The 12,836-nt window shown below is 43.7% G+C and carries 9 protein-coding genes; 5 read left to right on the forward strand and 4 right to left on the reverse strand.

Annotated features, from left to right (window positions below):
* Positions 1–92 precede the first annotated feature (92 nt).
* Positions 93–1,049 carry a hypothetical protein gene (locus LC653_RS15350; RefSeq protein WP_229495290.1) on the reverse strand — a complete coding sequence of 319 codons (957 nt, stop codon included), beginning with the start codon at positions 1,047–1,049 and terminating at the stop codon, positions 93–95.
* 536 nt (positions 1,050–1,585) lie between these two features.
* On the opposite strand from LC653_RS15350, the gene LC653_RS15355 reads away from it, so the two are divergent.
* Together LC653_RS15355 and LC653_RS15360 are read left to right on the forward strand one after the other, a co-directional pair.
* Complete coding sequence (locus tag LC653_RS15355) at positions 1,586–3,697, forward strand: M3 family metallopeptidase (protein WP_229495291.1); 2,112 nt, start codon at positions 1,586–1,588, stop codon at positions 3,695–3,697.
* A 397-nt stretch (positions 3,698–4,094) separates the two neighbouring features.
* The gene (locus LC653_RS15360) at positions 4,095–4,541 is read left to right on the forward strand and encodes a DUF4332 domain-containing protein (protein WP_229495292.1); all 447 of its coding nucleotides are present in this window, start codon (positions 4,095–4,097) and stop codon (positions 4,539–4,541) included.
* 233 nt (positions 4,542–4,774) lie between these two features.
* On the opposite strand, the gene LC653_RS15365 is transcribed toward LC653_RS15360, so the two are convergent.
* Positions 4,775–5,389 (reverse strand): TetR/AcrR family transcriptional regulator, encoded by a 615-nt coding sequence (locus LC653_RS15365; RefSeq protein ID WP_229495293.1) that lies wholly within the window; start codon positions 5,387–5,389, stop codon positions 4,775–4,777.
* A 321-nt stretch (positions 5,390–5,710) separates the two neighbouring features.
* Between LC653_RS15365 and LC653_RS15370 the strand changes: the two genes are divergently transcribed.
* From LC653_RS15370 to LC653_RS15380, 3 genes are all read left to right on the forward strand, one after another.
* Positions 5,711–7,303 (forward strand): M16 family metallopeptidase, encoded by a 1,593-nt coding sequence (locus LC653_RS15370; protein WP_229495294.1) that lies wholly within the window; start codon positions 5,711–5,713, stop codon positions 7,301–7,303.
* Positions 7,304–7,384: 81 nt separating this feature from the next.
* Entirely contained in the window at positions 7,385–8,950 is a 1,566-nt protein-coding gene (locus LC653_RS15375; RefSeq protein ID WP_229495295.1) for a M16 family metallopeptidase, read from the forward strand.
* Positions 8,951–9,578: 628 nt separating this feature from the next.
* Positions 9,579–10,226: a Uma2 family endonuclease gene (locus tag LC653_RS15380; protein WP_229495322.1), complete on the forward strand. Its 648-nt coding sequence runs from the start codon at positions 9,579–9,581 to the stop codon at positions 10,224–10,226.
* Between the two features lie 152 nt (positions 10,227–10,378).
* Here LC653_RS15380 and rpmB read toward each other — a convergent pair whose 3' ends face one another.
* A complete protein-coding gene (gene rpmB / locus LC653_RS15385; protein WP_229495296.1) occupies positions 10,379–10,615 on the reverse strand; it encodes a 50S ribosomal protein L28 in 237 nt (78 codons plus the stop codon).
* A 190-nt stretch (positions 10,616–10,805) separates the two neighbouring features.
* On the reverse strand, positions 10,806–12,794 hold the full coding sequence (htpG, locus tag LC653_RS15390; protein WP_229495297.1) for a molecular chaperone HtpG: 1,989 nt from the start codon (positions 12,792–12,794) through the stop codon (positions 10,806–10,808).
* Between the last annotated feature and the right edge of the window lie 42 nt (positions 12,795–12,836).

Raw genomic sequence — 12,836 nt, forward strand, 5'->3', positions numbered from 1 at the left:
TGTATACAATATGTGATAATAGATTTTAAGTAAAAATCATTGTCTACTGAATTCTGCCCGCTCAGTAATCGAAGTTTTCTCATAACAAAAAACTAAGATTTACTCTTATTTGCTTCTTTCTGCGCCGCCTCACTGTATTTCTTATAAAGTTGAGTACGAATCTTGGCTTCCTGATAACGGCTGTGTTTTTGTGGCACCTTACTCATTAAATCTGAAGCCCGTTGCCACTTAGCAGCTATCTCTAACCATTGAGTTGAGACTGTGGCTGTTTTACCAGATGCAGAAGCTTGGTTGGCAATTCGCACGGCTGTGGCAAATTGGTCATTAGACGGGTCAAAAAGGTTATTCTTAGCAGGACTAAGTGGTGTTTGAACTTTCCTATAGATCGTATTTTCTGGAGTTATAGATTTAGAACTTTGTAATTGCATTAGGTTTATCAGATTATTACCTAACTGGGCATAAATAACCCAACTAAGCAACAACAGTGAGCATAAACCAGCCGCAGCTAATATCTTTGTTTTAGGCTTCTTTTTTTGTTTTTCTTTGTTAATAAGTACTAAAGGACGAGAGACTTGAGTTCTAGGAAAATTTGGCTTTCCTAGTTCAGCTTGAGCTTCTGTGAAATCTGTAATTAATTGCTTTACAATATTAGGCTGAATTAACGTAATTTCCTGCGACCAAAGCAATTGGTTGTCGCGATCGCTATCTATTTCCTTTAACCACAATAATTGTTGTTCCCGAACAATCCGACTGTTGATATTGACTCGCCGAATGTGACGCGGGGCGATGGAATCAAGAATTTGCTGGATTTGTTCTACGAGGGGAGATTGCTCAAGTTGCTCTATCCTAGCCGCCTCGCACAGAAGTTGTAAGACACCATCAGAAAAAATGGCTCTAGTTCTGACACCAGACTTGGCTAGCTTTTCGTTCAATAGCTGAATAATCGCAGCAACGCTACCTTGGTGAGCTTGCCAAACGATATCATTTATCCGGTCTACCACCTGAAATTTAGTGATAGCTCTTCCACCCTGACTGATTAACGTATTCATTAATTTAGGGACTCTTTTCTACTGACCTTGATCTTGTTTTCGATTTTACGAGTAAAAAGATGAGTTGCCAAATAAAATCATAAATATAGAGCTTCCTTTTTCGGTTCGGCAAGGATGCTGGCTTGCACTCAGTTAATTTGACACTCTCACGCCTTGAAAGCGTGGGATTCTTGGGCTGAAACTGCGCTTTCAGGATAAAGCTTATGCTGGTGGACGAGCTACCTGTCTGACATAGTACATTATGATGTCTTTTAGCGATCGCCTTTGGTCAAGTTGAGGTAGGTGAATGCACTCTGCGATGGTGCGTCCACTACGTAAATGGCGATCGCTTTGATATTTCTGTAACTGTCACGCCGTCAGATATTGTTCACAAAGCAAACAAAATAGCTGTATTAGGATAATTTTCTGAGTAATTCTCGCTTTTTTTGCCTTTTTGTCATAATGGCAAGACTAATTAGCACAGCGATCGCTACATTAGAAGATATATATATAAAAATCAACAATGATTTTTATTCCTTCGCAGTTCACACAAAATTATGAGTGCAAGTACCATTATTTCCGACAATCCCTTACTTCAAGGCACTGGTTTACCTCCCTTTGCAGAGATTAAACCAGAACGAGTAGTACCAGCCTTCAATCAGTTGTTGGCAGAACTTGACCAGCAGCTTGCCACATTAGAGGCTAATGTACAGCCTACTTGGAGTGGTTTAGTAGAACCCTTAGAAAAGCTGACTGAAAGGCTTACCTGGAGTTGGGCGGTGGTGAATCATTTGATGGGTGTTAAAAATAGCCCGGAACTGCGCGAAGCTCATGAAATTGTACAGCCACTAGTTGTACAATTTATCAACAAGCTTGGTCAAAGCAAACCTATCTATAATGCTTTTAAGGCACTCCGTACCAGTAATAGTTGGGCAACTTTAGAATTAGCCCAACAGCGCATTGTAGAAGCCGCCATTCGAGATGCAGAACTTTCTGGTGTTGGCTTAGAAGGAGAGGCAAGAGAGCGTTTCAACGCCATACAAATGGAGTTAGCAGAACTTTCTACCAAATTCTCTAACCATGTACTTGATGCCATTAAAGCCTTCAGCTTAACCCTAACAACACAAGCGGAAATTGACGGTTTACCACCAAGCTTAGTGAGTTTAGCAGCCCAAGCGGCTCGTGCATCTGGCGAAAGCAATGCTACACCAGAAAATGGCCCCTGGCGGATTACTTTGGACTTCCCCAGCTATGGCCCTTTCATGCAGCACAGTACCCGTCGAGATTTGCGCGAAAAGCTCTACAAAGCTCATATCACCCGCGCTTCTAGTGGCGATTTGGATAACAACCCCTTAATTGAGCGGATTTTAAAGTTGCGCCAAGAACTCGCAGATATACTAGGCTTTAAAAGTTTTGCCCAATTGAGCCTAGCTAGTAAAATGGCTCCCAACGTTGAGGCAGTCAACGCTCTATTAGAAGAACTACGCCGCGCTAGTTATGATGCTGCTGTCAAAGACTTGGAAGAACTCAAAGCTTTTGCAGCAGCACTCTTAGCAGCAGAAGCTGAGGATTTAAAACACTGGGATATCAGCTTTTGGGCAGAACGCCAACGAGAAGCAAAATTTGCCTTTACCGCTGAAGAATTGCGTCCCTACTTCCCTCTTCCCCAAGTGTTAGACGGCTTATTTGGACTAGTCAAGCGGCTATTTGGCGTCACTGTCACCTCTGCCGATGCTCAAGCGCCAGTATGGCATGAAGATGTCCGTTATTTCCAAATTGCTGACGAAACTGGTTCTCCCATAGCGTACTTCTACTTAGACCCTTACAGCCGTCCAGCCGAGAAACGCGGTGGTGCTTGGATGGATGTGTGCATCAATCGGGCCAAAATCACTGAAAATGGTGTGACTGCCATCCGCTTACCTGTAGCTTATTTGGTTTGTAATCAAAGTCCTCCCGTAGATGGTAAACCTAGTTTGATGACTTTCTATGAAGTAGAGACTTTATTCCACGAGTTTGGTCATGGATTGCACCACATGCTCACTAAGGTTGACTATACCGGAGCCGCAGGCATCAATAATGTGGAGTGGGATGCAGTGGAATTACCTAGTCAGTTTATGGAAAACTGGTGTTATGAGCGAACCACTTTCTTTGGAATGGCGAAGCATTACGAAACTGGTGAAGCCCTACCGGAGCATTATTATCAAAAGCTGCTAGCGGCGCGTAATTATATGAGTGGATCTGCCACGTTGCGGCAGATCCACCTGAGCAGCCTTGATTTAGAACTACACTATCGCTATCGCCCTAGTAGTAATGAAACTCCCTCAGATGTGCGTCATCGCATAGCCAAGACTACTACTGTTTTACCACCACTTCCAGAAGATTCAATTTTATGTGCTTTTGGACATATTTTTGAGGGTGGTTATGCAGCAGGCTATTACAGTTACAAGTGGGCCGAGGTACTAAGTGCTGATGCTTTTGCCGCTTTTGAAGAAGCTGGGCTAGAAGATGAAGAGGCTATAAAAGCTACAGGTCGGCGTTATCGAGATACGGTGCTGGCACTTGGTGGTGGTCAGCATCCAATGGAGGTGTTTAAAACTTTCCGGGGTCGTGAACCAAGTACGATCGCTTTGCTCAGGCACAATGGTTTAGTTAGTGCTGCTGTAAACTAAACAACGTCCCTACTCGCATGAAATTTTTAATCTACAATTAGCGATCGCCAATCTGCGGAATATAAGCTGTAGGGTGTGTTATGCCGTAGGCTAATATCATGTCCTGGTAATTAGTTACGATTAAACTCCAATTAGTCATCTTTACACTCACTTGTTTTATCATAAGCAATTACCCAGACATGATATTACCTCTATTTTTTGCTAGGACTTACGCAAAAACCCTCTCAAACTCTCATTCCTCCGTGACCTCTGCGCCGCGCCAGTTGCTTCAAGTCGGGGAACCGCAAGGGCGCACTGGCTTCTCTGTGGTTCGTTTTCCGTTACCCGTGCGTAAGTCCTATTTTGCAAAGAAGCGACTCTCACAATATCTAAACAAGCCTATATTTTAATTTCAAAAATGTCTGCTAAAAATACAAATAATCAGAGTCGTATCCAATCTCGTGACTGGCCAATCGAGCAATTACCTGGACTAAGCCACGAGGAACAATCTCAACTGCACAATTGTGGAATTCTTAGCACAGTAGCGCTAATCAAACAAGGCAAAACTCTAGAGGAAAGACTAGCATTAGCAAATAAACTACAGATTCATCTTCACTATGTAAATAAATGGATGGCTTTAGCTGACTTGGCGCGTATTCCCAGTGTAGGCATACAATATTGTGGTTTATTGCTCCATGCGGGTATTGGTTCTGTGGCGCAGTTAGCTCAGACTCCCACTCACAGATTGCACCAACAAATCATGCGCTTGCAAGTGGCAACAATGCAGCGACGAGATTTGTGTCCAGCAATTGAATTAGTACAACAGTGGAGCCAGCAAGCGAAAATAGTGGGGAGTGGGAATTAGGGAGTGAGGAGTGGGGAAAGGGAACAAGGGGATAAGGGGACAAGGAATCATTATTAAACCTCTTGCATAAATCAAAAATAAAGAACCCCACCCCGCATTTGCTAACGCAAACGCTCCCCTCCCCGCTTGCGGGGAGGGGTTGGGGGTGGGGTGTTAGGGATTTTTGTAATAGGTCTATTGAAGAAGTGTCTCACTTGTTTTTTCCCTACTCCCCACTCCCTACTCCCTACTCCCTAATCTTTAGCTAAAACACCATTAAGGAAGATATCAGCGAGTCCTTCTGCCATTTCCTGCATTTGTTGGGGGGAGGCGTCAGGTTCCATGAGGGTGTTGTTAGAAAAACCTGCGATCGCAAACATTCCTAAGAAAACTTTGGCTACCAGCTTTGCATCCATTTTGCGATAAATGCCTTTATCCATCGCTGTTTGAAAGAATGCTTCGCCCACGTCGGTCATTTTGGTAATGACTTCTAACTGGATGCGATCGCGCAAGTCGGGGTGAAACTGCACCTCCATAAAACAAACGCGCATTAAATCGGCATTTTTTTGGAAGTTCCACATCCGGCGACGCATCACCTGAGCTACGGCTTTATAGCTGCCCATTTCACTTAATTCTGTCAGCAAATCTGTGAGAATCTCCACCCATCCACTCGTCGCTACTTCCACTAAAATTGCCTTTTTATTGGGAAAATGACGAAATAGAGTGCCTTCAGCTACACTTGCCGCATGTGCTAAATCACGGGTGGTAGTGCCGTCAAATCCCTGAGCAGCGAACAACCGTTGTGCTGCCTGTAAAATCCGGGTGCGCGTCTGAGCCTCTGAGGGTGGGGAAGAATTAAAAACTCGCATAACAGTTATGGTGAAATTTGCGGAACACGATTTGTAGCATTATTGTCTAACGTCAAGAACAAAAAGCCTAACATGCTTAATACAAGATTAACCTCATTTTGCTAAGTAACCTGTTTTTTAGGTAGTGTAACTTTATCTTAATTTGTGCTTATGAACCAGAACAGTCAGTCAATTTTAGATTTTAGATTGGGGACTTTCCTACGGAACGCTACGCGTAGCTTGCTTCTCCGAAGGAGTACGACTTCTCTACGAGACGCTACGCGTAGCTGGCTTTTGAGTAGGGGTACGCTCAGTCGAACGATTTTGGATTGGTCAGATAAGGTGTCTTTCATATTGCGGCGGCTGTTCGTCGCTTTGTTGGCTTTGATCATCCTCTGGTGGGGATTGCTGCCAGAAATTGCTCTGGCTCAAACTCAGACAGCACCTCCTCCCCAAAGAGTTCTACAACCTACAAAAACTCAAACTCCACCAGTTGAAAGTTCGATCCAACCTTATCTGAATCGAGTTATCAAGGAGTTAACGGAGTTTCGCCTCGACAATGGTCTAAAATTCATTGTTTTAGAACGACATCAAGCGCCTGTGGTTTCTTTTCTTACCTATGCGAATGTCGGTGGTGTGGATGAGCCAGATGGCAAAACTGGTGTAGCTCACTTTCTAGAACATTTGGCGTTTAAAGGCACAACGCGCATTGGTACAGAAGACTATAAGGCAGAAAAACCTCTATTAGAAACCTTAGAACGATTAGATGGCCAAATTAAAACAGCGAAAGCCGATGGCAAAAAAGATGAGGTTGCCCGGTTAGAAGCTGAGTTTAAGCGAGTGGAAGCGCAAGCAGCCAAGCTTGTCAAGCAAAACGAATTGGGGCAAATTGTTGAACAAGCGGGAGGTGTAAACTTAAATGCCAATACTTCAACCGAAGCTACCCGTTATTTGTACAGCTTTCCTGCCAATAAGCTGGAACTTTGGATGTCGCTGGAGTCGGAACGATTTCTCGATCCTGTAATTCGTCGTGAGTTTTATAAAGAGAAAGATGTAATTTTAGAGGAGCGACGGATGCGGGTGGAAAATTCACCCATTGGACTGATGGTGGAGAAATTTCTTGATACTGCTTACAAAGTTCATCCCTTCAGACGTCCAGTGATTGGTTATGACGAAGATATCCGTAATCTGACACCAGAAGATGTCCAAAAGTTTTTTGATACTCACTATGTACCAAGTAATTTGACCATTGCTATTGTCGGAGATGTTAACCCGGCTGAGGTGAAAAAACTGGCGCAAACTTATTTTGGCCGCTATCTGGCAAGAACCAAAGCTGTTGAAAAAATTCCGGTGGAACCCCCACAACAAAAAACACAGGAAGTTACTTTACAGCTACCTTCTCAACCCTGGTATTTAGAAGGTTATCATCGTCCGGCAATTACCCATCCAGATAATGCAGTCTATGAAATCATTGGCAGTTTATTAAGTGATGGGCGCACGTCGCGGTTGTATAAGTCTTTGGTAGAAAAGCAGCGTTTGGCGCTAAATGCCCAAGGTTTCAGCGGTTTTCCTGGAGATAAGTACCCAAACGTCATGTTATTCTATGCTCTCACGGCTCCTGGTCATACGGTTGATGAGTTGGCTGTGGCTTTGCGCCAAGAAATTGACAAATTAAAAACTGAGCCTGTAGCGACGGTTGATTTGAAACGGTTGAAAACCCAAGCACGGGCGGGTTTGTTACGTACCCTCGATTCCAATATGGGGATGGCTCAACAATTGTTGGAATATGAGGTGAAAACTGGCTCTTGGCGGAATTTGTTTAAGCAGTTGGATGATATTTCGGCGGTGACGACGGCTGATATTCAACGGGTGGCAAAGGAAACGTTTACGCCGAAAAATCGCACGATTGGTAAGCTGTTGTCGAAAGAAGGATGAACAACGTAGACGCATTCGCAAAGCGTCTCGTAGAGAAGCGGCTGCCGTAGGCTACCGCAAAGGGCGCAAAGGAAGAGAGATATGCAGAGGTTTAAGGTGAAGGGTAAAAAGCAGATCACATTCAAAATCCAAAATCTAAGTTGCGCTGGAAGCGCACCAAAGGTGCGACTTAAAATCCAAAATGGGAAGAGGCTTATTTATGCTTTGGTTGGTGTTTTTGCGTGTTTACTTTTAACTTGTAATTTTTCTCTAGCGGCGACGGCTGAGGCAAAGCATTACACAGAGTTGCAGTTACCACCGCTACGTGAGATCAAGTTACCCAAGTATGAGCGGTTTGTTCTCCAAAACGGCTTGGTTGTCTATTTAATGGAGGATCACGAATTGCCGTTGGTGAATGGGACGGCGTTTGTACGGACAGGAAATCGCTTGGAACCACAACAGAAAGTTGGTTTAGCTGGTTTTACAGGCGCGGTGATGCGAACTGGAGGAACTAAGAAGCATTCGGCTGATGAACTTAATGAGATGTTGGAACAACGCGCGGCATCTGTAGAAACCAGTATTAGTGAAGCTTCTGGTAGTGCTAGCTTTGGCGCACTGAGTGAAGATTTAGAAACGGTGTTTGGGCTGTTTGCCGAGGTGCTGCGATCGCCAGTATTTGCTCAAGAAAAGCTAGACTTGGCTAAGACACAAGCTAAGGGTGGCATTGCTCGTCGCAATGACGATCCAGATAGTATTGCTAGCCGAGAATTTAAGAAATTGATCTATGGGAAAGATAGTCCATACGCTCGCACGATAGAGTATGCAACAGTAAATCAGGTTGAGCGTGAGGATTTGCTCAACTTTTATCAGCAATATTTCCACCCCAATAATATGATTTTGGGGATTGTGGGAGATTTTGAGACCAAGAAAATGCGATCGCTCATTCAAGCTAAGTTTGGCGACTGGAAGCGCAACCCAGGTATTGCTAAACCCAAATTACCAAATGTTTCGCCAGCTAATAGAGGTGGAGTCTTTTTTGTCAATCAGCCACAACTGACGCAAAGTAGTGTGCTTATCGGGCATTTAGGCGGACGGTTTGACAGTCCTGATTATGCGGCGCTGGATGTATTGAATGGGGTGTTAAGTGGATTTGGTGGACGCTTATTTAATGAAGTGCGATCGCGTCAAGGTTTAGCTTACTCTGTATATGGCCACTGGAGTCCCCGTTTCGACTATCCTGGCATGTTTATTGCTGGTGGACAAACGCGATCGGATGCTACTGTGCAGTTTGTCAAAGCCTTACAAAATGAAATCAAGCGCATCCAAACTCAAAGAGTTACAGCAAAAGAACTCGCTTTTGCGAAAGAGTCTACACTCAACTCCTTTGTATTCAACTTTCAAGACCCTAGTCAAACCTTATCACGGTTGATGCGATACGAATATTACGGCTATCCTGCTGATTTTCTCTTTCGCTATCAAAAAGCCGTCGCCGCCACCACAGCTGCTGATGTGCAACGAGTAGCACGAGAATACCTCAAGCCAGAAAAGATAGTGACTCTAGTGGTGGGGAATCAAACCGCTATTCAACCGCCATTGACGAAGCTAGCAGTACAGGTGACAGCAATAGATGTAACTATTCCTGGTTCACAGCCACAGGTGAAGAATTAATCACATATTGCGATTAAAACCATAAGTAGAGAAGCGATTTCTCGCGTCTCTCTTCTCCCTGATTGCGCTATCAACAAGGTATCCCTCTCAGGATTTCCTGGTAATCAGCGTTTAGTTAAGTAGTCAGACAGAATTAATTAGACAATGTCATTGCGAACGCTCGCAATGACTGTAAATATTTTTGTCCTACTACTTATAAGTAGGACTTACGCAAAGTATCTCTCAAACTCTTATTTCTCCGTCTCCTCTGTGGTAGCTGCGGCAAGCCGCTTTGCATCTACCTTATTCCGTAACTCTTGCGTAAGTTCTAATGAGTACTTGAGTAACTACTCAAATCAAATAATTTCCTTCATTATCGGGAAATGACTGAGGAAAAATTGTAGTAAGCAGTAGAAACTAAATCAGGAACCAAAGCCTCTGGAAACTCCAGAGGTTTTTTCTTTAAATTACGCTTTTCTAGGAGCGATCGCCCCATACACTTCAATAAAGGGGTTTATTAAGCAGGCGAGATGCGACGACAAACTGCTGCGTGTCCAAGCATCCGACAATTTAGTGATGAAGCAGCAAACAATTGTCGCCTTAACTGGAGTAAGCTAAATTTAGGTTTGAGCTAACGGGAGTGGAGATGATGTTGTTGGAATTAAAGCGCATCCATGTTCCACCAGGGCAAAGGGTGTTACTGCGAGATGTAACCTGGCAGGAATTGGAAACAATTTTAGAGGATTTAGGGGAACACCGTGCTGCACGAATTGCTTATGACAGCGGAATACTGGAGATTATGGCATCACTGCCAGAACATGAATATGACAAAGAAATTATTGGTGATTTAGTCAAAGCCCTTCTGGAAGAGCTAAATACTGAGTTTATCAGCCTTGGTTCTACCACTTTCAAAAATCAAGTAATGGCTCAAGGTATAGAACCTGACCAGTGTTTCTATATCAAAAATGAATCCAAGATTCGCGGCAAGAAGCGACTAGATTTAACAGTAGATCCACCTCCAGATTTAGCTCTAGAAATTGATATTACTTCTCGCACTCATCCTAATATCTATGAAGCTTTAAAAGTACCTGAACTTTGGCGTTTTGATAAAGGAAAGCTCCAAATTAATGTTCTGCAAGACGGGCATTATGTAGAGTCTCAGCAAAGCCTAAATTTTCCTAAATTTAAACTAATTGAAACGATTCCCCAATATTTGGAGCAAAGTACAACAGCAGGTAGAAATGCAACGCTCAAGGCTTTTCGTCTTTGGGTACAAAAACAGATACAACAGCAATGACTGAATAATTCGTAATTCGTAATTCGTAATTCGTAATTAATTTTAGGTAGATATCTGCCTAACTTCGACCTCTATTTTGATCTGGCAACAAGTTAAGACAAGTCGGCTCGGTGAACCAAGAATCCCACGGCTTGAAGCCGTGGGAGTGTCAATTAGTAATGATTCAGGTTAATGCCAGCTTCTTTTGCCATTGCTTCTAACCCATTAATTTGTAGGGTTTTGATTGCTTTGGTAGACAGCTTTAACTTCACCCAGCGATTTCCGCCTTCCCACCAAACACGCTTGTTTTGCAGATTAGCGTGCTGAAGGCGTTTAGTACGGCGGTGGGAGTGGGAAACAGCAAAAGCGTTATTTGCCTTCTTACCAGTTAGTTGACAGCGACGGGACATAGCAAGTATCTCCAGATTGTTATTTTAATACAGCCTTTCCATTTTAGGTCTTAGGCAACAGAAGTAGGAAAGGAGATGCGAACAGGGGGAGCAGGGGGAGAAATAACTCCTGTAGAGACGCGATTAATCGCGTCTCTACTCAATACTCCTGTAGAGACGCGATTAATCGCGTCTCTACTCCTAACTATTCTTACTTACTAGCTTGTTCCGTTAGCTTGGTGAGTACCTCATTCGATCGCTCGACGAAAGATTTCATTCCCTCAGCGTCAAATCCTTTCTGAGATATCAGCGCTAAATCGTAGACGTGTTGGCAAATCAAGTTCACTAACTGATCGGTAGACGATTGACCGTCACCTTGAATAATACTACCTTGGTTAAGATTTGCCAGATTTTGAATCAACGGATGAGCAGTATTCACCAGCAAAACGTGATCTTCGGGAAACTCTACTGACTGCTGCTGCATCATGGCGTTCATTTCCCGCATCCGGCGGAGAATCTCAGGTAAAAGAACGATCGCAGGTGGTGTCCCATGAGGATCGTCTGATTTTAAAGCTTCGGTGCGGATGTTGAGTTTGGGTTTGTTGAGGGATTTCTCAAATAACTCTTTGATGCTCTCACTCCGAGTTTTATTCGTCTTGGGATCAACAATTTCCGTAGCTTTGTCTTGTTCCAGCAGGGTATTATCTAAGTCGGAGTCCACCCGTGTAAACTTAACATCCTGATATTCCCGCTCTAGGAAGTTGATAAAGTGGGTGTCGATGAAGGAGTCCATAAACAGGACTTCCAAGCCTTGATTTTTGTGCAGTTCTATGTATGTAGCTTGGGTTGCTTCATCAGTGCTGTAGAAAACCCGGTTTTCGTTACGTTCTTTGTTACGTTCTAGATACTCTTTGAGCGTGGTGTAAGGAGCGCTGGGTGTTGAGTTCTCAGAACTGGGTGAGGGAGTCACATCTTGCCAAGCATCCCCGTCTGAAGATTGTACTTCAACCACTGGAGTTTGGGCAGCAACTTTTTCTGTCAGCTTGGCGGTGGTGCGGAAGACGATGATATCTTCGATTTGTTTTTTGAATTTCTCGTCGTTGAGAACGCCGAATTTTACAAAGGTGCCAAGGTCTTTCCAGGCGCTAATGTATTGTTCGCGGTTATCACGGAAGAGTTCTTTGAGGCGATCGCCTACTTTTTTGGCAATGTAATCACCGATTCTTCGCACGGTGCGATCGCCTTGCAAGGCACTGCGCGATACGTTTAGGGGAATATCGGTACTATCAATCACACCCCGCATCGGCATCAGAAATTGGGGGATAATTTCTTCGCAGTTGTCGCTAACAAAAACTTGATTGGAAAATAGCTTGATCTGCCCTTTAGTAACATCTACATCCGGTCTCATTTTGGGAAAATACAGAATCCCATTGATGATAAAGGGATAGTCAGTGTTTAAATGTACCCACAACAGCGGTTCTTCCTGAAAAGGATACAGGTAGCGGTAAAACTCTAAATAATCTTCTTGACTCAGGTTATTCGGAGACTCTCGCCACGGTGCTTTTTGCTTATTTAATACTTCACCGTCCAGTTTGATTGGGACTGGCAAGAAGTCGCAGTAGGTCTTGACAAGATTCTTAATCCGTGCTAATTCTAAAAATTCTTCCTCTTCTCCTTGCAGGCTGAGAGTAATAGTAGTGCCGCGAGTTGTCCGGGGCGATTCTTCTAGAGTGAATGCTGGGGAACCATCGCAAGTCCAGTGAACTGCCTGCGCTCCTTCTTGATATGAGAGGGTATCAATTTCTACCTTTTGCGCCACCATAAAGGAAGAGTAGAAACCAAGACCGAAGTGGCCAATTATAGGTTGATCTGATTTGCCTTCATACTTATGAATAAATTCTTCAGCACTAGAGAAAGCAACCTGATTGATATATTTCTTAACTTCTTGGGCGGTCATCCCGATACCGTTATCGGAGATGGAGAGAGTCTTCTTATCTTTGTCAATGGCAATTTCAATTTCCGGTTCGCCGATGTCTCCAGCGTAGTCTCCGGCGCGGGATACCATTTTCAGCTTTTGGATGGCGTCTACAGCGTTGGATACCAGTTCCCGCAAGAAGATTTGGTGATCTGAGTAAAGCGACTTCTTAATGATCGGGAAAATATTCTCAGTATGAATACTGATAGTGCCTTGTTCTAGCATAATTGGTAATCTTCGACGTTAGTATCTGAAATGATGATAGCG

This window comes from Nostoc mirabile CHAB5784 (assembly GCF_020829645.1).
Taxonomy (GTDB): domain Bacteria; phylum Cyanobacteriota; class Cyanobacteriia; order Cyanobacteriales; family Nostocaceae; genus Nostoc; species Nostoc mirabile.